Raw genomic sequence first — 20708 nt, 5'->3', positions numbered from 1 at the left:
CTCCCTTATTGTGCCTGAACGCGTAGCTCAGCAGCTGAGCGGCTTTGGTGACCCAGCAGTGTATTCACATCTGCCGACTTCGGTTTAGCCAGGAAGAATTTCGGGATCCACTGGTCAAAGTTGGCCAGAATTTCCTGTGCACGGCTTGAACCCGTCTCTTCCAGATGACGGTCAATCAGACCCCGCAGGTGTTCCTGATGAATCGCCAGATCCTGCAGTGGCAGGGCTTCGATCAGCTCAGGGTTCACCCGGCCGGCAAAATCGCCGACTTCATCCAGAATATAAGCGAAGCCCCCGGTCATGCCCGCGCCGAAGTTGACGCCAGTATGGCCCAGAATCGCGACAATCCCGCCGGTCATATATTCACAGGCGTTGTCACCTGCGCCTTCCACGACGGCAATCGCGCCAGAGTTTCGGACACCGAATCGCTCGCCTGCTTTACCGGCGGCAAACAGCTTCCCGCCCGTAGCCCCGTAAAGACAGGTGTTGCCGATAATCGTGGCTTCGTGCGATTGAAACGCCGAGCCCACTGGCGGACGGATGGTGATTACACCCCCGGTCATGCCTTTACCCACGTAGTCGTTGGCATCGCCGGTCAGGTAAAGGTTCAGACCGCCGGCATTCCAGACGCCGAACGACTGGCCCGCCGTGCCAGACAGGTACACATTCACCGGATTGGCTGCCATGCCCTGATTTCCGTAGCGCTGAGCAATTTCGCCGGAGAGGCGGGCACCCACGGAACGGTCGGTGTTGCGCACATCCAGATAAAGATCCGCACCGGTTTGTGCTTCGATGGCCGGTAAGGCCAGCTCGACCAGTTTCTGGTTCAGGACGCCAGTGTCGAAGGGTGTATTGGGTTCACTGCAGTACAGGGTTTTCCCTGCCACCGGCGTTGGCGCATGCAGCAGGCCACTCAGGTCCAGCTTGCTCTGCTTGGCAGTGAAACCATTGACCACTTCAAGCAGATCGGTCCGGCCAATCAAATCCGTGAGTTTTTCAACGCCCAGTTTGGCCAGCAGGGTACGGACTTCCTCACCCAGACCGATAAAGTAGTTCATCACCTGCTCTGGCAGACCTTTGAAGAAGTCCCGGCGCAGGGTGTCATCCTGCGTAGCAACGCCGGTTGCGCAGTTGTTCAGGTGACAGATTCGCAGGTATTTACAGCCCAGCGCGACCATAGGGGCGGTCCCGAAGCCAAAGCTTTCTGCGCCCAGAATGGCCGCTTTGACCACATCCAGGCCTGTTTTCAGGCCGCCATCCACCTGCAGGCGGATCTTATGGCGCAGACCATTGGCGACCAGTGCTTGCTGTGTTTCTGCCAGGCCCAGTTCCCACGGGCTGCCCGCGTATTTCACTGAGGTGAGCGGGCTGGCACCTGTCCCGCCGTCATAGCCGGAGACCGTGATCAGATCGGCGTAAGCTTTTGCCACACCTGTGGCAATGGTGCCAACGCCCGGCTCTGAAACCAGTTTGACCGAAACCATGGCTTTCGGGTTGACCTGCTTCAGGTCGAAAATCAGCTGAGCCAGATCCTCAATCGAATAAATATCATGGTGCGGTGGCGGAGAAATCAGTGTCACGCCGGGGACTGCATAACGCAGCTTCGCAATTTCCGTCGTCACTTTGTGACCCGGCAACTGACCCCCTTCACCGGGTTTCGCCCCTTGCGCCACTTTGATCTGAATGACGTCTGCATTGACCAGATAATGCGGTGTCACACCGAAGCGGCCGGACGCAACCTGCTTGATACGGGAGTTCCGTTCGTTCCCAAACCGGCGCGGATCTTCGCCGCCTTCGCCGGAGTTGGAGAACCCGCCCAGACGGTTCATGGCAATGGCCAGTGCTTCGTGTGCTTCCGGGCTCAGGGCGCCGATCGACATCGCAGCGGAGTCGAAGCGTTTGTAGAGCTCAGTGGCTGCTTCAACGCTGGCAACGTCAATCGGGTTCTCAGACGTTTTCAGTTTCAGTAAGTCACGCAGGGTTGCCGCCGGACGCTCGTTCACCACTTTGGCGAAGTCCAGATAGTCTTCGTACTTGCCGCTTTTGACTGCTTTTTGCAGTGTGGTGACCACATCCGGGTTGTAGGCATGGAACTCACCGCCATGCACAAATTTCAGCAGGCCACCGTGGTCAATCTGTTTCCGTTTGACAAAGGCTTTACGCGACAGGTTAAACAGGTCTTGCTGGAAGTCGTCAAAGTTCGCCCCCTGGATCCGGCTGGACACGCCTTTGAAGCAGAGTTCCACCACATCGGCATGGAGGCCGACGGCTTCGAACAGCTGTGAGCAGCGGTATGAAGCAACGGTTGAGATCCCCATTTTCGACATGATCTTGTAGAGACCTTTGTCGATACTGTTGCGGAAGTTCAGCATGACTTCGCGGTACGGTTTGTTGATCGCACCACTGTCGATTTGCTGCGCCAGTGACTCATACGCCAGATAAGGATAAACGGCGGTCGCACCGAAGCCGAGCAGCACAGCGAACTGATGCGGATCCCGCGCAGTTGCGGTTTCCACGATGATGTTTGCATCACAGCGCAGGTTGGCATTCACCAGACGGGTCTGAACGGCACCCACAGCCATGGCCGCCGGAATGGGCAGCTTCTCGTCGCTGATGCCCCGGTCTGACAGCACCACCAGCACAGTGCCGCCGCGTACCAGACGCTCAGCCTGATCACAGAGATCAATAATGGCTTGTTTCAGGTCTTTTTCGGCCGGGTCGTAGTTCATATCCAGGATGTTATTGCGATAGTGCTGATCATCCAGCCCCAGCAATTGCACCATATCGGAGTACAGCAGGATCGGCGACTTGAAAGCAACACGATGCGCGTGGCCGTCGGTTTCGCAGAACACATTCATTTCACGACCGATACAGGTCGCCAGTGACATCACGTGTTTCTCACGCAAGGGATCGATGGGTGGGTTGGTGACCTGTGCAAACATCTGGCGGAAGTAGTCCGACACCAGACGTTCTTTGGAAGACAGCACCGCCATCGGGGCATCGTCGCCCATAGAGCCGGTGGCTTCCTGACCCATTTCACCCATGACACGCAGCACCTGATCCAGCTCTTCGCGCGAGACCGCAAAGAGTTTCTGATAGGTATTGAGCTCATCGGCAGACATTTCACGGCTGCCGACCTGATCGTCACCCATGTCTTCAAAGGGCACCAGACGGCGCACATGCGTATCCAGCCATTCTTTGTAGGGATGGCGGCCCATCAGATCTTTATCAATGTCGGCGGAATGCCAGATTTTGCCGAATTTTGTATCGATGACCAGCAGTTCTCCTGGACCGACGCGGCCTTTCTCGGCCACTTCATCCGGGGCGTAATCCCAGATACCGACTTCGGACGCCAGCGTGATCAGTTTGTCTTTGGTGATCACATAACGGGCCGGGCGCAGGCCGTTCCGATCCAAGTTACAGGCCGCATAGCGGCCGTCCGACATGACGATACCTGCCGGGCCATCCCAGGGCTCCATGTGCATGGAGTTGAAGTCGTAGAAGCTGCGGAGCTTCGGATCCATATCCGGGTGATTCTGCCATGCGGGCGGCACCAGCATCCGCATTGCACGGAAGAGATCCATGCCACCAGACAGGAAGAGTTCCAGCATATTATCCAGGCTGGAGGAGTCTGATCCGGTTTCATTCACGAAGGGGGCAGCCGTTGCCAGATCCGGTAACAGGGGTGAGGCAAATTTATACCCACGGGCACGGGCCCACTGGCGGTTTCCGGCAATGGTATTGATCTCACCATTGTGCGCCAGATAACGGAATGGCTGCGCCAGCGGCCATCGCGGCTGGGTATTGGTCGAGAAACGCTGGTGGAACAAACAAATCGAAGATTCCAGGCGAAGATCGCCTAAATCTTTGTAAAATTTCGGCAAATCTGCGGGCATGCACAGCCCTTTATAGACGGTGACCTGAGTCGACAGGCTACAGATATAGAAATCCGGATCGTCTTGAATGCGTTGCTCAATGCGGCGACGGGCAATATAAAGACGACGATCCACGTCCCGGGGCTTCCAGCCCGCCGGAGCGTTGATGAACACCTGCGCAATGGCAGGTAAAGAGGCTTTTGCGATTGGGCCCAGAACCTGCGGGTTGACCGGCACATCTCGCCAGCCTGCAATCGACAGGGTTTCTTTGCTGAGCTCTTCTTGGATAATTGTTCGGGATTTCTCAGCCAGTACAGGATCCTGACTTAAAAACAGCATACCAATGGCATATTCACGGGCCAGCGTCCAGCCCAGCTCTTTTGCCACGAGTTGATAAAAGCTATCCGGCTTTTTCATTAACAGGCCGCAGCCATCACCGGTTTTGCCATCAGCAGCGATGCCGCCACGGTGTGTCATACGATCCAAGGCCGATATTGCTGTGCGGACTAACTTGTGACTGGCTTCGCCTTCTGTATGGGCGATCAGGCCGAAACCACAGTTATCTTTTTCCAGCTTTGGGTCATACAGTGTCATTGCAACTCTCCCTTGCGCCTGCTCCATTGAGCAGGGTTACTGCATAATTATGACAATCTCCCTGATTGTCACCTTTGCTTCCAGCAGCCTTTCAAACTAACGGCAAATTACAAAAAGGTCAAATTTTCTTTAATTCTGGTCATAAATTCTGAATAATTCAAAGTCATTAATTTATCTGTATGATTTATATCGGATTAATATTTTATTGAAATATTTTGTTTACAATTGAGAGGCCGTAAATCATGACTTTTTTGCGCTAAAACTCAGCCGTTTTTATGTCTAAGTTAAAATCCTGTTAAAAAGGATAAAACACTGATTCATTTTGAATAAAAAAGCCAGCTCGCAGGAGCTGGCTAATAATTTTAGGATAATATCCAGTTGAATTAGGATTCTGACAGCATAAGTGAATGGTCTTTCGCTTCCAGCTTAGAATCACCCATCAGGTAAGCATCAATTTCGCGGGCACATTCCCTGCCTTCATTGATGCATCGCACGACAAGTGACTGCCCGGTCCGCATATCGCCAGCAGCAAATACGCCAGGTTGATTGGTCGAGAAGCCTTGCGTCGCGACATTCCCGCGTTCATCCAGTGCAATCTCTAACTGGGCCAGCACACCGTGCGGTTCCGGATGCAGGAATCCCATCGCCAGAAATGCCAGATCACAGGGGATCACACGCTCAGACCCCGGGACTTCGGTGAAGCCCGGGCGTTCACCCGGTTTGGCCTGATTCCAGGTGATATCCGCGATGCGCAGGGCCGTCAGCTGACCCGCATCGTTGCCGATGAATTCTTTGGTCAGAATATTCCAGTAACGATCGCAGCCTTCTTCATGGGAAGTCGAGGTGCGCATAATCATCGGATAGGCCGGCCAGGGCTGATTTGCCGGACGCTTTTCAGGCGGCGTCGGCATGATTTCGACCTGCGTAATGCTGGCTGCGCCGTGTCGGTTCGAGGTACCCACACAGTCAGAGCCGGTATCACCGCCGCCAATGACGACCACATGTTTGCCCGCGGCATGGATTTCTGCAGTTTTCAGATCCATGTTGTTGGCGCGGCGGTTGTTCTGACCCAGAAATTCCATTGCAAAGTGCACGCCGTTCAGCTCCCGGCCCGGGATCGGCAGGTTGCGCGGCACCGTGGAACCACCGGTCAGCAGCACGACATCGTGCTGTTTGCGCAGTTCACGGGCGTCAATATCCACGCCGATGTGCGCATTCACCACAAATGTGATGCCTGCCTGTGCCATCAGATCCAGTTTCCGGTCAATCACAGCCATGCTGAGTTTGAAATCCGGAATCCCAAAGCGCAGCAGTCCGCCTATTTTTTCGTCCCGTTCGTAGACGGTAACGGTGTGGCCGGCGCTGTTGAGCTGTTCAGCTGCTGCCAGCCCTGACGGGCCGGAGCCGATAATCGCCACGCTTTTGCCGGTGCGGCTGCGCGGGGTTTTTGGCTTTGCGTAGCCTTCACGGTATGCGGTTTCAACGATGGTCTTCTCTATGTTACAGATGGTAATCGGATCCTGATTGATCCCCAGAACACAGGCGCTCTCACAGGGCGCCGGACAAACCCGCCCGGTGAACTCCGGGAAGTTGTTGGTCGAACTCAGGATATGCCAGGCTTCTTCCCAGCTGTCCCGGTAGACCGCATCGTTGAACTCAGGAATGATATTCCCGATTGGACATCCGTTGTGACAGAAAGGCACGCCGCAGTCCATGCAGCGAGATGCCTGTGTGCCAATTTTGCTGCCAAATTCGTTGTTCAGCACGAATTCTTTGTTGTCCTGAATACGGACTTCAGGGGCAATTTTCGACGGCAGTTCACGGCCGTGTTCGAGAAATCCGGTTGCCTTACCCATGGCTCACCTCCAGTGCTTCCTTGTCCTGTACTTCCGCCGCTGCTTTGCGTTTTTGCAGCACGGCTTTGTAGTCACGTGGCATGACTTTCACGAGATGGTTGAGGTTGTCCTCAAAGTTCCCAAGGAAAGTTGCCGCGACGGTACTGCCCGTCAGTTGCTGGTGACGGGTGAGCATGTCCTTCAGCAGTCCAATGTCCTCATGGTCCAGCGGGTCCAGATCCACCAGTTCATCGTTCAGCTTGCTTTCAAAGTCGTTGAACTGATCCCAGACATAGGCGACACCGCCGCTCATACCGGCTGCGAAGTTACGGCCGGTCTGACCCAGAATGATGGCCACGCCGCCGGTCATGTATTCACACCCATGGTCACCCACGCCTTCAACCACCACTCGGGCACCAGAGTTCCGGACACAGAAACGCTCGCCAGCTTTACCGCGGATGAAAGATTCACCCGACGTTGCGCCATAAAAGCAGACGTTTCCGACAATGATATTGTCTTCGGCAATTAAGTCAGATTTTGCATCCGGATAGAGCACCAGCTGACCGCCAGACAGGCCTTTGCCCCAGTAATCGTTGGCATCGCCTTCCACTTCGAAGGTCACGCCTTTCGCCAGAAATGCGCCCAGACTCTGGCCTGCGGAGCCGTTGAATTTCACATGCATCGGCTGCGGCAGACCGGCATCTTTGTAGACTTTGGAGATTTCGTTCGACAGCATGGTGCCCACGCTGCGGTCAATGTTGGTGATCGGGAACGTGGCATTGACCGCTTCACCCCGCGTAAGCGCTGGCTCGGCAACATCAATCAGCTGGCGGTCCAGTACGGCTTCCAGATGGTGATTCTGGCTGCATTGGTTGTAAGCACCGTCGGCCTCACGCGCCGGTTCCAGATGCAGAACCGGGCTCAGATCCAGATTCTTGTATTTCCAGTGGCCAATGTTGTCGCGGATTTTCAGATGCTGCGACTGACCGACCATCTCATCAATGGTACGGAAACCCAGCTCGGCCATAATTTCACGCAGGCCTTCTGCCATGTACTGGAAGAAGGTCACCACGTCTTCCACGCGACCGTCGAAACGCTCCCGCAGCGTTTTGTTCTGCGTTGCAATCCCGACCGGGCAGGTGTTCTTGTGACACTTACGCATCATGATACAACCTTCCACCACCAGAGCTGCGGTTGCGACGCCCCATTCTTCAGCACCCAGTAAGGTGGCAACAGCAAGGTCTCGCGGTGTTTTCATCTGACCGTCACTCTGGACCACGATGCGGTTTCGCAGGCCGTTTTTCAGCAGTGTCTGATGCGTTTCCGCCAGACCCAGTTCCCACGGCAGACCTGTATGACGAATCGATGAGATCGGTGATGCCCCTGTACCGCCGTCGAAACCGGCGATCAGCACCACATCAGCTTTGGCTTTGGCGACCCCGGATGCAATGGTGCCGACACCAGCTTCCGAAACCAGTTTGACGTTGACGCGGCTCTTGCGGTTGGCGTTCTTCAGGTCATAGATCAGCTGTGCCAGATCCTCGATCGAGTAAATATCGTGGTGCGGTGGCGGCGAGATCAGGCCGACGCCTGGCGTTGAGTGGCGGGTCGCGCCGATCCAGTCATCGACTTTATCGCCCGGTAACTGACCCCCTTCGCCTGGCTTGGCCCCCTGAGCCATCTTGATTTGCAGCTCATCGGCGTTGGTCAGATAGTAAGAAGTGACACCAAAGCGGCCTGAGGCGACCTGCTTGATGGCGGAGCGTTCCCAGTCGCCGTTTTCTTTCTTCTCAAAACGAGCCGGATCTTCACCGCCTTCACCGGAGTTCGATTTGGCACCAATCCGGTTCATGGCTACGGCCAGTGTTGAGTGGGCTTCGTAGGAAATTGAACCAAAGCTCATCGCACCGGTGGCGAATCGCTTGAGGATCTTCTCAATCGGTTCGACTTCTGCCAGCGGGATGCTGTGGCTTGGGTCGGTGTGAAACTGCAGCTGGCTGCGCAGGGTCGCGGCATGATCACCCTGACTGTCGACCGCGTGACAGTATTCTTTGAACTGGCTGTAGTCTTTGCCACGGGTAGACTGTTGCAGCAGGGAAATCGTGGTTGGGTTAAACAGGTGCTTTTCGCCCCGCTGTTTCCATTGGTAAACCCCACCGACATCCAGCATTTGCAATGGAATGTCACGCAGCGGATAGCCGACGCGATGACGGATCAGCACTTCTTTGGCAATGTCGTCCAGCGTCAGCCCCTGAATCCGGGAGACGGTGCCGGTGAAGAATTTGTCGACCACGGCTTTGCTGATCCCCAGTGCTTCGAAGATTTGCGCGCCATGGTAAGACTGCAGTGTGGAGATCCCCATTTTCGAGAAGATTTTCAGCAGGCCACCGTTCACGGCTTTACGGAAGTTGTTGAAATAATTGTCAACAGGCGTCGCCAGATCCAGCTTCTTACGCTGCTGCAAAGAGACAATGGTCTCGGTGACAAGGTACGGGTTGATCGCATTCGCACCATAGCCAATCAGGGTCGCAAAGTGATGAGTTTCCCGGGCATCTCCGGTCTCAACCACCAGATCGCATTTGGCACGCAGCCCTTTGCGGATCAGGTGGTGATGGACGGCCCCCACAGCCAGCATAGCCGGAATATGGGCATGCTGTGAATTGACGGTCCGATCACTCAGGATCAACACAGAATAGCCATCAGTCACCGCATCTTCAGCATGCTGGCACAGATGGTTCAATGCTTGTTCCAGCTTGCCGATTTCGTCACTGGCAGGGAACACGATATCCAGCGTTTTGGCCTGCAGATGCGGCTGATCGATGGCACGGAGTTTTTCCAGCTCCGCATCACTCAGAACAGGGGAATCCAGTTCCAGTTTCTGACAGTGAGACGGGCCTTCTTTCAGCAGGTTCTGATCTTCACCCAGATAGGTTTTGAGCGACATCACCATGCGCTCACGGATCGGATCGATCGGTGGATTGGTGACCTGCGCAAATAACTGTTTGAAGTAATGCGACAGATGCTGAGATTGATGCGACAGCACAGCCAGCGGCCAGTCAGCGCCCATGGAGCCCAGCGGTTCTTTACCCTCATTTGCCATCGGCAGAATGATGTCGTTGACCTCTTCACTGCTGATGCCAAAGGCTTGTTGCTGGTGCAGCAGTTTCTCGGCTTCCGGCTGTGTATGACTGTAAGCTGCGGCAGGTAAATCATTGAGATGCAGCAGGTTCTCTTTCACCCACTCGTCATAAGGCTGTGCCGTTGCGATGCTGTCTTTGACTTCATCGTCAGAGACAATCCGGCCCTGCTCCAGATCCGCCACAAAAATACGGCCCGGCTGCAGACGGCCACGGAAGTGGATATTGTCCGGTTCGATTTTCACAACACCGGATTCAGACGCCATCACCAGAAAATCATCTTTGGTTACGGTATAGCGCGACGGACGCAGGCCATTCCGGTCCAGAGTTGCACCCACGGTGACGCCATCGGTGAAACAGACGGAAGCCGGACCATCCCAGGGCTCCATCAGATTGGCGTGATACTGGTAAAAAGCCCGGCGTTTCGGATCCATGGCCGGATTTTCCTGCCAGGCTTCCGGGATCAGCATCATCAATGCATGTGGCAGGCTGCGGCCGGACAGAACCAGCAGCTCCAGCGCCATGTCGAAGTTGGCTGAATCGGATGCGCCTTCCTGACAGATGGGCAGCAGCATTTTCAGCTCTTCTTCGCTGAACAAATCTGATTGCAGCAGGGCCTCCCGCGCTTTCATCCAGTTCAGGTTCCCGCGTACGGTGTTGATTTCACCATTGTGGGCGATATAACGGAAAGGCTGGGCCAGACGCCATCTTGGGAAAGTATTGGTCGAAAAACGCGAGTGAACCAGAGCCAGCGCGCTGACCATGGCCGGGTTTTGCAGATCCAGGAAATACTGTGGCACCTGCTCTGTGGTGAGCTGGCCTTTATAGATCAGGGTTTTGGTGGAGAAGGCATTGATATAAAAGTCTTCTCCGATATTGGTCACGCTTTCCAGGCAGACTCGAACGGTGTAGTTACGCAGCACATAGAGTTTACGTTCCAGCTCTGCCTGAGGCATGTCGGCGCCGCCGGTCACAAATGCATGTTCAAACTGAGGTTCGGTGCTCAGGGGATCGGCACCAATCATGCTGTTGTCGGTCGGCAGAACACGGTAACCCAGAATGCTCAGGCCCAGACGTTGAGCGTTTCTGGCCAGAATTTCCCGGCATTGTTCGCGTTTGTGTTCGTCTTTCGGAAACAGAATGACACCGACGCCATACTGCTCAAAAGCAGGCAGGACGAGGCCAATTTTCTGGCATTCCTGCAGCAGGAATTCGTGAGGCTTTTGCAGCAGAATCCCGGCACCGTCTCCGCTACACGGGTCACAACCCTGACCGCCACGGTGCTCCATTCGAGCCAGCATATCCAAAGCCTGGGTGATGACCTGGTGAGACTTGCGGTTTTTAAGATGGGCGACAAAGCCGATACCACAGGCATCGTGCTCCATTTCAGGGACGTACAGCCCCTGACCATTCAACGCATGATCTGTCATAACTACATCCTTCCAGTGTAGAGCAGACGGTTCCTCCGTCTGCGATTCCTTCTTTATTTTTATGCCTGCGTTTGAGGGGGGCATCCGGGCCTCATGCCCGATTTGCCCGCAGGAACTGCCGTCGTTCCTGACGAGCGGCAGCTTGTCTGCGCATCAACACGTTGTGCTGAATGACGAAGACGCGAAAGCCATCCTGAGTGGATGGCCATCTGGTTATATAATGCACACAATGAAAATATATTACAGATCTGTTGGGTAAATTACTATCAATAAATCCGACTTTAGTTGTAGCTGCTACTGAAAGGACACGCTGGATAGTCACTTTTGTGACTGTTAATTCACAAATTATCTTTTATTTTGAATTGTTATTGCTTTGCTTGGGTTTCAGATGTCTCGGATGTCAATCATTTCTGTTTGAAAATGTGGTTGTTTTATTTCATGTTGGTTTCTTGGTATCTTTCTGTGCAATTTGATGGATGGATAGTCGATCAGACTGAAATGTTGCGTAGAATCAGTTGCTATGCCTGACAGGAATGGCACGTTAAACATCACTTTTTAGCATATTAATTTTTCACCCTATGCAGCAGCTTCTTGCAACTGTGTTAAATTGGCGACAACACATGGACGTGCTGATTCAGCGAACAGCAGAGGATCTGCCAGCAAGGCTGCAGGAGACGAACAGACATGCAAAAAAGAGACAGTTTGAATCTTGTTGGTGCTGCCTGTGCCGCATTTCCCAGCTGGGGGGCAGCAGAGGAAACACTGAGCCTTTCCATGATCGGTCTGGCCCTTCTGGGAATTGCCGTCCTGACGTCACTGAGTGTCTGGCTGATCCATTATCTGGGCACGATGGCGTTCAGACGACTGCAGGCGACGATTTCCCGTTTGCCGATTGCCGCCGCCATTATCCGCAGGAAAGACGGGAAGCTGTTTTACGCGAACAGTGCTTGTCAGGCGTTACTCGGGGTCAGTAAAGTCGGACACCGTTACTATTATCCGGAAGGGATTGGGACGCATATGGTGGCCGATGTCTTGCGGCCGCTTCAGTTGGGGACCGGGTTCGAGAATGTCGAAGATACGCTTCGGATCAGCGACCATAAAAGTATTCGCGTTCTGATCTCCGGTCAGCTTTTGAGTTATCGGTTACAGTCGGCCTGGTTGCTGTTTTTTACCGAGCCTGCCAAACCCGGCAGTCCTACGGTACAGCTGGAACAGCGGATCTTCCAGCGGGTGCTGAATTCCTTGTCTGAATTGGTGTATTTTCAGGATAAGGCCGGCAATATCATTGGCACCAACAAGGCGTTTGACCGTTTCTGGCGAGGGCGGCGGGAGGAAGGTCTGATTCAGGGCGATCCGACAGGGGTCGAAGAAACACCAGTGATCCACACCTGGACAACCGCGCCGGACGGCTCGAGCCGCTTGCTGGAAACCAATAAAACCACCATGACGGATGAAGAGGGCCAGGTGATGGGAACCCTCAGTATCAGTCACGATGTGACCGACTGGCATGAAATGCAGGAAAGTCTGAAGCAGGAAATTGAAAAACGCGAAGTGACCGAGCAGATTCTCGCGCAGCGCAATACGTTGCTGAACTCCATTCTGAATGCCAGTCAGGATCCAATTGGTCTGTACAACGAACATGGCGTTTATGTGGGATGTAATGAGCCGTTCGCCCGTGTTCTGGGCTTTCAGGCCAAAGAACTGATTGGCAAAACAGCCCGTAACGTGATTGATCCGGAAATGCTGCAAGAGTTCTATCAGTCGGATGTTAAAGTCCTCAAAGAAGGGCTGACCGTGAAAACGGATGCGTATGTGATTTTGGAAACGGGTGAACCGGTCTGGTATGAAATTGTGAAATCGCCTTACCGGGATCCGACGGATGGTTCGGCCGGGGTTCTGCTGATTGCCCGAGATGTCACGGAGCGGAAACAGGCTGAGCAGCAACTCGCGGATGCCATCATGGAACTGCAGGAACTGAGCTTTGTCGACAGCCTGACCAAAGTGGCCAACCGTCGCAGTTTTGATGAACATCTGCGAAAGCTCTGGCACAGCCATATGCGTGAGCAACAGCCCCTGACTTTGATTCTGTGCGACATCGACAGTTTCAAAGCCTATAACGACAACTACGGACATCAGCAGGGAGATCATGCCCTGCAGGAAGTCGCGCAGGTGTTTGACAGTGTGATCCGCAGGGAAACGGATGAAGTTGCCCGCTACGGCGGTGAAGAATTTGCATTTCTGTTGCCCAATACGCCATTGTCCGGCGGGGAAACGGTCGCCCAGAAAATTCACGATAAGCTGGCCGACAAGGCGATTCCCCATGGTTACTCCGGGATCAGTGATCTGATGACCGTTAGCCTCGGTGTGGCGACGATGACGCCGATGCCAAGCCAAGATTATGGTGAGTTGATTGCGATGGCCGACAAAGCACTATATAAAGCAAAAGCAGAAGGACGGAACACGACCCGTCTGATGGCAGAACAAGACGAATTCTGATGCTGCCTGCGGGCAGCATTTTGTTGTGATGGAATCTTCATGAAACAAATCAAAATGTTGGCGCAGTTCTATGTGGATCTGCTGGTGAAACTGGGCATTGTGCGTTTCAGCCTGTTGCTGGCACTGGCGCTGGTTGCACTGGCTGTCGTGGTACAAGTTGGCGTGACGCTCGCACTGCAGGGCGAAGTGCTCAATATCGACATTGTCCGCTCTGTATTCTTTGGCTTACTCATTACGCCCTGGGCGGTGTACTTTCTGTCCGTGGTGGTTGATCAGCTGGAAGATTCCCGCCAGCGCTTGTCTAAGCTGGTGACCAAGCTGGAAGAGATGCGCTCACGCGATCTGACGCTGAATAAACAACTGAAAGACAATATCACCCAGCTGAATCAGCAAATTGAAGTGCGAATCAAAGCCGAAGAAGAACGCCGCACAGCGATGGAAGATCTGGAGAACGAGGTGGCTCAGCGCGAAAGTGCGCAATTGGAGCTGGCCGAGCAGAGTGCATTGCTGAAATCTTTTCTGGATGCCTCGCCGGATCTGATTTATTACCGCAACGAAGACAATGAGTTTTCGGGATGTAACCGGGCTATGGCTGAACTGACCGGAAAGACGGAAAAAGAGCTGGTCGGCCTGACACCATGGGATGTGTACAGTGAAGAAGTGGCCAGCAAGATTGTTGAAACGGATCAGCAGGTCTTTACCCAGAATATCTCACTGACTTATGAGCAGTGGCTGGAATATCCGGATGGTCGCAAAGCCATTTTTGAACTGCGAAAGGTGCCGTTTTACAGCCGTGATGGTCGTCGACTTGGTCTGATGGGCTTTGGCCGGGATATCACGGAACGAAAGCAATATCAGGAAGCGCAGGAAAAAGCCAGCCGCGACAAAACGGCCTTTATCTCGACCATCAGCCATGAATTGCGTACCCCGCTGAACGGGATTGTCGGGCTGAGCCGCATGCTGCTCGACAGCCGTCTGGATGAACAGCAGCGCGGTTTTATGCGGACGATTTATGTCAGTGCCATCACTCTTGGCAATATTTTCAATGACATCATTGATATGGATAAGTCGGACCGCCGTCGTCTGGAACTGTTGCCGGCACCGCTTGATTTTGATGCCTTTATTGAAGAAATGGGCAATATCTCCGGGCTGATGGCCGAGCAGAAAGGATTGCGTTTTGACCTCGAACAACTCACGGACTTACCGCCCTTTATTCAGGTCGATGGCACCCGGTTACGTCAGGTGTTGTGGAATCTGATCAGCAATGCCACTAAATTCACCAAGGAAGGCGGGGTGATCCTGTCGGTGAGCAGCGACCTTGTTGATGATCAGCAGGCTGAAATCACCTTTGAAATCGAAGACAGCGGCATTGGGATCCCCGAATCTGAACTGGATAAGGTCTTTGCCATGTACTATCAGGTCAAGCAAGGGCAGGATAATCTGCACGCTGTAGGCACAGGCATTGGTCTGGCGGTCTCGCGTCAGTTGGTCAATATGATGGGGGGGGATATTCAGGTCACGTCAGAAGTGGGCGAGGGCAGTACCTTTACCGTGACCATCCGGGTGCCTGTGCTGGAGCAAATCACAGAAGATGAAGAAACCCCTGTGCTGGCCCAGCGCTCCCTGCGTATTTTTATGGTTGAAGATATTGAACTGAATATTACGGTGGCCCAAGCGCTACTGGAAGGATTGGGTCATCAGGTTACCGTGGCCATGCGGGGAGATGAAGCCCTCGAGCTGTTCCAGCCGACAGATTATGATCTGGTGCTGCTGGATATTCAGTTGCCGGATATGACCGGCTTTGAAATTGCCAAGGTGCTGCGGGCCCGTTACCGGAACCTGCCTCCGCTGGTGGCGTTGACGGCCAATGTCATTAAGGACAAAGGAGAGTATCTGGAGCAGGGGATGGATGATGCCATCAGCAAACCGTTGAGTGTGAAAGCCATGAATACGGTGATTCAGCACCTGGCATTGCAAGACAACACGACACCGGCATCCGCAGCGTCTCAGCCAGTCAAAAGTGAGGAAACGAAGATGAGTGAAGACACCCTGAGCCAGTTACTCGATTTTGAGATGCTGAGCTCTTACGTGGATATTGTGGGCACGAAACCTGTCTTTGACTCGATTGAGATGTTTGAAAAAATGATGCCGGAATACTTGTCGATCCTCGATACCAATATGACGGCCAAGGACAAGGATGGCATTAAGTTTGAAGCCCATAAAATCAAAGGTGCAGCCGGTTCTATAGGTTTGAAACGGATTCAGCAGGTGGCGCAGAAAGCGCAATCGCCTGAGCTGCCAGCCTGGTGGGAAAACATTGAAGACTGGGTGGATGAGATCAAAAACAGCTATCAGAACGATCTGAATTTGCTGAAGGGCTGGCTGGAAAGTAAAGCGGCCGAGTAATACCAATCGCAGTAAATCATTGGCCATCCTAGCTTGTTGAAATGCCCGATCACTGCGTTAGATTTTTTGATTGTAGAATCAGGACTTATCTAAAACTTTGATTGGCATAACAGCGACTGAGTTCACCATCTGATAAAGCAAAAAGCGTCGCAATTGCGACGCTTTTTTGATGCGAATTGATCGAAGCGAGGATTAATTCTCTTCGATATCGCCGCAGAAACGGTAACCTTCGCCATGAATGGTGGCAATGATTTCCGGTGTGTCCGTGACGGATTCAAAGTGCTTACGAATCCGGCGAATGGTGACATCCACGGTACGGTCATGTGGTTTCAGATCACGACCGGTCATTTTCTTCAGCAGTTCTGCACGGGTCTGAATTTTGCCCGGGTTTTCACAGAAATGCAGCAGCGCACGGAACTCAGAACGTGGCAGTTTGAATTGATCACCACTTGGGCTGACCAGCGAGCGGCTGTTCAGTTCCAGTGACCAGCCATTAAATTCATAGCGTTCTACCAGACGACGATCTTCAGCCGCCAGGCCTTGGCTCATGGCACGGGTCAGCAGGTTACGAGCGCGAATGGTCAGTTCACGAGGGTTGAAGGGTTTCGTGATGTAATCATCCGCACCAATTTCCAGCCCCAGAATTTTATCGACTTCATTATCGCGACCGGTCAGGAACATCAACGCCATGTCGCCTTGCTCACGCAGTTCACGAGCCAGCAGCAGACCATTTTTACCTGGCAGGTTGATATCCATAATCACCAGATGAACAGAATGCTCTGACAGAATCTTGTGCATTTCAGCACCGTCACTGGCTTCCAAAACTGTGTACCCTTCAGCCTCGAAGATGCTTTTCAGGGTGTTACGGGTGACTTGCTCGTCTTCTACAATTAGAATGTGAGGGGTTTGCATTGGCAGTACCTAATTACTCAAAACGGAAACTGGTCTAAACATAGAATATTTCAATTCTATAAAAATAATTCGATCACAGGCAAAGTAACAGAACTGTTGCAGTTTGCATTCGTCTTATCCACTACCTGCTGGTACGCCATCCTCATTTCTCAGCAGGGCTGCCCCTCAACTGAAAAACCCGATCGTTACGGAACTGGCTACAATTTCCCTTGGATGCACACGATTGTATGCATTTAACAGCGCACTAACAATATGATTTTATTGTATTGCGCCCGGTTTTTTCGAATTCACCGTGACATATTAGCCTGACACAGACAGTATCTTATTGTTATAGCTCAAACAATTTGTTGTTTCAGCAATGAAATGCAGCTGTTAAAACTTTCTTGAACTTGAACAGGAATCTAACTTGATGGTGGCGAATCAACCACGCAAAGACAGTTTTGTGATGTCTGTATTGTCAACGGCAGCACCCGCCGAACACTGGCAAAGCTATCAGGACATTCTGTTCCGGGCCGCTCAACTGCCTGAATTCAAATCGTTCGCTATATTAACAGCATTTAATCCTGAAAGTATTGTGCTCAGTTGTAAAGAAAATCGTCAGCGACAGAACCAGTTGGCTGCGGAACTGGATGCGGCTGGATATGTCGTCGCCCCACTGGATTGCAGTGCGCCTGACGGCAACTGGCATGAACCCAGTCTGGCCGTTACAACCGATTTGACATCTGCCTGTGAGATAGCTTTACGCTGGCAGCAAAATGCCATCTACTGGGTTGAGCTGGGTCAGTTACATCTGGTGCCCGTCTTGCTGAGCGATCAGGGGGTGTCCCGAGTGGTGATGGGGCCCTGGCTGTCCTACTTTCGAATTCATGGATCAGAGGAAAGGAGTTGTGAGATGAAAGATTTATTACCGGATTTGTGTGACCACTATGAGGAAGAAGTACGTTGGTTGCCTATGGTGCACCGGGATTTTGGCGGAAAATCTGTATTTTATGGTGAGGTGGTCACGTTACGCTGTTTTGAAGATAACAGTTTAGTGCGGGAGATTCTCAATGAAGATGGCACAGGCAAAGTTCTGGTGATTGACGGACATGGCTCTCTGAATCGCGCGCTGCTGGGAGATCAACTGGCATTGATGGCCATCCAGAACAATTGGGAAGGGATCGTGGTCAACGGGGCTGTACGTGATGTCGTCACGCTGGGTGAGCTGGCATTAGGCGTCAAAGCGATTTCAGCCTGCCCATTCAAAACGGAAAAGCGCCAGACCGGTGACCGAAATGTCACGCTCACAGTTGCGCATACGCTGGTTTATCCGGGGGATACCCTGTATGCCGATCCCAATGGCATTTTATTGAGCAAAACGCCGCTGGATTTATCCGTGTTCTGAAGAGGACATGACGCGCCCCCAACAATGGGGGCATTGCTGTGGTGATCAAAACCGATAGCCAATGCCTAACTGGTAGACCTGTTCTAAGGCTTCATAATCCATGGTGGCATGCAGATTCACTTTTTCCGTCAATTCATACTGACTGCTGACTTCAACCCCCAGCCGGGTATCCTGAGCCACACGTTCCGATGTCAGCGCGCTTTGCAGGCTGATTTTCGGACTGAAATTGTATTTCACACCCGACAGCAGGCCACGGGTGGCGGATTGACTTTGGGTCCCGCTTTTCAGGCGGGTACTGACATAGAGTTGGGTCGAGGGGGTGAGCGCATAGGCATAGCCACTGTCGATATGCCAGAGATCAAATTGTTCTGCGCTGCGCGATTGAGAGTCCAGAAACCAGCCGGAAGAGAAGACTGGCACTGGGGATTGCTCTGCCTCAGAGGCCAGTGTCGGCGAGGCCAGGCAGAGCAGGCAGAAAAGGTGCCAGTATTTCATCTTCATCATCCCTGTAAATCATCATCGCCGGATCTTCCGATCTTGTCTTTCGTTTATATTAGGCCAGAACCATGACAGGATTCGGGCAATCTCGGCTCTGAATACGACTTACACGGCAGAATGCGGGAAAGATCAAATTCTGGTCAGTCTGTGCTCCGATTTGTACGGGAAAACATCTTCCACCTGTCCCTGAACAATATTGCTCTGTAGTTGCTGCCAATAGGCCGGATCAAACAGATCGCTGTGCAGTTCATCAAATAATGCCCGCACTTTCGGATTGATCAGTAAAAAGGTACGGAATTCTTCCGGAAACACATCATTGGTGCCAACGCTGTACCAGGGCTCAGCGGACAGTTCATCTTCCGGAAAGCGGGGCGGCGGAATACGACGAAAGTTAATCTCAGTCATATAGCTGATTTCATCATAGTCGTAGAACACCACGCGTTTATGACGGGTCACGCCAAAGTTTTTGAAGAGCATATCTCCGGGGAAAATATTGGCGGCCGCCAGTTGTTTGATGGCTTTTCCATATTCGTCGACTGCGTGACGGAGTTCGTCGTCGTTCGCCTGTTCAATATACAGATTGAACGGGATCATCCGCCGCTCAATATACAGATGCCGGATGATCACTTTCTCGTCTGTCACAATCAGGCTGGAGGGCGCTTCCTGCCGGAGTTCTTCCAGCAGGGTGTCACTGAAACGGTGGCGATCAAAACTGAAGTTACGGTATTCCTGCGTATCGGCCATTCGTCCAACCCGGTCGTGCTCTTTAACCAGTTTGTATTTTTCCCGGACTGTCGCGCGATTCATTTCTTTTTGCGGGGCGAATTTGTCTTTAATGACTTTAAACACAAAGCCATAAGACGGCAGCGTGAAGACACTCATCACCATGCCTTTGATACCAGGCGCAAGAATGAACTCATCGCTTGATTGTTCCAGGTGATGCAGAAATTCACGGTACAGCTCCGTTTTGCCATGTTTCTGACAACCAATCGCGGTGTATAGCTCGGCGTGGGTTTTGTTGGGTAATAATTCGCTGAGAAAGCGAACCAGTGCTGCCGGGGCCGGGGCATACACCATGAAGTAGGAGCGGGCGAAACCAAAAACGATACTGACATCGTCCACATGACATAAGCAGGCATCGAGATGGATCTGGCGATCCGGTGTGGTCAGGACGGGAAGCACCAGCGGAATCCGGGTGTCATCGGCCAGCAGTAAACGGCCAATCAGGTAAGCGGCTTTATTGCGATAAAACGGTTCCTTGATGAGCTCGAGCCTGGCCTGCTGTATGGCTTCTGCACCAAATTCGCGTTCCAGACGCTGAACGAGCAGATCAATGTCCCGCGCTTTGTCTTGCCATTGCAGGGTGAACGGGGCTTCGTCCATCATCCGTTCAAACAGAAAATGCGGGCCATTGGGCGACTGATACAGCCGGGTGAGGGCCGTGGGATAAGGGGCAATCCGTCCGGTCTGAGAACTGTGTACGAAAAGTTTGTCCCGGTTAATATCCCTGTGGTCGAAAATACGACAATAGACTGAATTAAAAAAGCTTTCAGCAATATCGTATCTGGGGTAATCCAGCAGCAAATCTTCATAGGATGCTTTGACCGCCGTGAGAAATTCACGGTTTGCGTACTGTTTCCCCAGCATGATCTGGATCTGGCGGCTGACCAGTTCCACATGATGGTCATAAAAATTAATGCGTTGCTTCAAGGCCTGGTGTACGGACAACCATTCCTGATTTTCGAACCTTTCCTGTGCGCCGGCCGTGACATCCAGAAAACGGCCGTACATGGCATCAAAGCCTTGGAGTATGGTATGCGCAACCAGCTGTTCCATTGCTGCGGTCATGCCGGATCCCTCCGATATTGATTTATAGTTTTCATGCCCCGGCCAGATTTTCTATCCGGCTTGGGAGGGGTCTGAGGCCGGTATCATGACACCACCGTTCTGAGACCTGACTGGGCTTTCAACTGCGATACTTTTCCGGGATTTCCCAAAAGGAATCAGATCGCTTTCGGGACAGTTCCCTTGTCGACTTACTATGCTATGGCAATGAGTTTCCTGCAAATATTGAAACGTGTTTCCATCTAATTTTATGTGACTTAATTATTCTTTGTGGAAATAATCCATTCTCAGACAAA

General features: G+C 52.7%; 9 protein-coding genes and 1 pseudogene. 4 read left to right on the top strand and 6 right to left on the bottom strand.

Annotation, left to right across the window (positions count from 1 at the left end):
• Nucleotides 1-5: 5 nt before the first annotated feature.
• The 3 genes from gltB (Q4579_RS01235) to gltB (Q4579_RS01225) form a co-directional block, all read right to left on the bottom strand.
• The gene (gene gltB / locus Q4579_RS01235; RefSeq protein WP_303560995.1) at nucleotides 6-4469 is read right to left on the bottom strand and encodes a glutamate synthase large subunit; all 4464 of its coding nucleotides are present in this window, start codon (nucleotides 4467-4469) and stop codon (nucleotides 6-8) included.
• 383 nt (nucleotides 4470-4852) lie between these two features.
• Nucleotides 4853-6325 carry a glutamate synthase subunit beta gene (locus Q4579_RS01230; RefSeq protein WP_303560993.1) on the bottom strand — a complete coding sequence of 491 codons (1473 nt, stop codon included), beginning with the start codon at nucleotides 6323-6325 and terminating at the stop codon, nucleotides 4853-4855.
• Nucleotides 6318-10871 carry a glutamate synthase large subunit gene (gene gltB, locus Q4579_RS01225; RefSeq protein WP_303560991.1) on the bottom strand — a complete coding sequence of 1518 codons (4554 nt, stop codon included), beginning with the start codon at nucleotides 10869-10871 and terminating at the stop codon, nucleotides 6318-6320. The genes Q4579_RS01230 and gltB (Q4579_RS01225) overlap by 8 nt, the downstream gene beginning before the upstream one ends.
• 684 nt (nucleotides 10872-11555) lie before the next feature.
• Between gltB (Q4579_RS01225) and Q4579_RS01220 the strand changes: the two genes are divergently transcribed.
• The gene (locus Q4579_RS01220) at nucleotides 11556-13367 is read left to right on the top strand and encodes a diguanylate cyclase (protein WP_303560989.1); all 1812 of its coding nucleotides are present in this window, start codon (nucleotides 11556-11558) and stop codon (nucleotides 13365-13367) included.
• Between the two features lie 39 nt (nucleotides 13368-13406).
• On the top strand, nucleotides 13407-15773 hold the full coding sequence (gene arcB / locus Q4579_RS01215) for an aerobic respiration two-component sensor histidine kinase ArcB (protein ID WP_303560987.1): 2367 nt from the start codon (nucleotides 13407-13409) through the stop codon (nucleotides 15771-15773).
• Between the two features lie 192 nt (nucleotides 15774-15965).
• On the opposite strand, the gene arcA is transcribed toward arcB, so the two are convergent.
• Nucleotides 15966-16685: a two-component system response regulator ArcA gene (arcA, locus tag Q4579_RS01210; RefSeq protein WP_303560985.1), complete on the bottom strand. Its 720-nt coding sequence runs from the start codon at nucleotides 16683-16685 to the stop codon at nucleotides 15966-15968.
• Between the two features lie 409 nt (nucleotides 16686-17094).
• Here arcA and Q4579_RS01205 point away from each other — a divergent pair.
• Nucleotides 17095-17436: pseudogene (locus Q4579_RS01205) on the top strand (DUF3293 domain-containing protein); the annotation flags it as partial.
• A 141-nt stretch (nucleotides 17437-17577) separates the two neighbouring features.
• Nucleotides 17578-18069, top strand: coding sequence for a putative 4-hydroxy-4-methyl-2-oxoglutarate aldolase (locus Q4579_RS01200; RefSeq protein WP_303561156.1), 492 nt, complete (start codon nucleotides 17578-17580; stop codon nucleotides 18067-18069).
• A gap of 45 nt (nucleotides 18070-18114) precedes the next feature.
• Here the strand turns inward: Q4579_RS01200 and Q4579_RS01195 are convergent, their stop codons facing one another.
• Together Q4579_RS01195 and aceK are read right to left on the bottom strand one after the other, a co-directional pair.
• Complete coding sequence (locus Q4579_RS01195; RefSeq protein WP_303560983.1) at nucleotides 18115-18564, bottom strand: hypothetical protein; 450 nt, start codon at nucleotides 18562-18564, stop codon at nucleotides 18115-18117.
• Between the two features lie 132 nt (nucleotides 18565-18696).
• Nucleotides 18697-20415, bottom strand: coding sequence for a bifunctional isocitrate dehydrogenase kinase/phosphatase (aceK, locus tag Q4579_RS01190; protein ID WP_303560982.1), 1719 nt, complete (start codon nucleotides 20413-20415; stop codon nucleotides 18697-18699).
• Between the last annotated feature and the right edge of the window lie 293 nt (nucleotides 20416-20708).

The sequence above is a fragment of the Photobacterium sp. 1_MG-2023 genome (assembly GCF_030547945.1).
In the GTDB taxonomy this organism is placed as follows: domain Bacteria; phylum Pseudomonadota; class Gammaproteobacteria; order Enterobacterales; family Vibrionaceae; genus Photobacterium.
Note: the sequence above shows the minus strand (reverse complement) of the source record. Positions and strands in the feature narration are given on the sequence as shown.

What these genes read in the sequence shown, in the direction of transcription:
- Q4579_RS01200 (WP_303561156.1), top strand. Translation starts at nt 17,578, where the DNA reads ATGAAAGATTTATTACCGGATTTGTGTGACCACTATGAGGAAGAAGTA.
- gltB (WP_303560995.1), bottom strand. Translation starts at nt 4,469, where the DNA reads ATGACACTGTATGACCCAAAGCTGGAAAAAGATAACTGTGGTTTCGGC.
- Q4579_RS01230 (WP_303560993.1), bottom strand. Translation starts at nt 6,325, where the DNA reads ATGGGTAAGGCAACCGGATTTCTCGAACACGGCCGTGAACTGCCGTCG.
- gltB (WP_303560991.1), bottom strand. Translation starts at nt 10,871, where the DNA reads ATGACAGATCATGCGTTGAATGGTCAGGGGCTGTACGTCCCTGAAATG.
- arcA (WP_303560985.1), bottom strand. Translation starts at nt 16,685, where the DNA reads ATGCAAACCCCTCACATTCTAATTGTAGAAGACGAGCAAGTCACCCGT.
- arcB (WP_303560987.1), top strand. Translation starts at nt 13,407, where the DNA reads ATGAAACAAATCAAAATGTTGGCGCAGTTCTATGTGGATCTGCTGGTG.
- aceK (WP_303560982.1), bottom strand. Translation starts at nt 20,415, where the DNA reads ATGACCGCAGCAATGGAACAGCTGGTTGCGCATACCATACTCCAAGGC.
- Q4579_RS01220 (WP_303560989.1), top strand. Translation starts at nt 11,556, where the DNA reads ATGCAAAAAAGAGACAGTTTGAATCTTGTTGGTGCTGCCTGTGCCGCA.
- Q4579_RS01195 (WP_303560983.1), bottom strand. Translation starts at nt 18,564, where the DNA reads ATGAAATACTGGCACCTTTTCTGCCTGCTCTGCCTGGCCTCGCCGACA.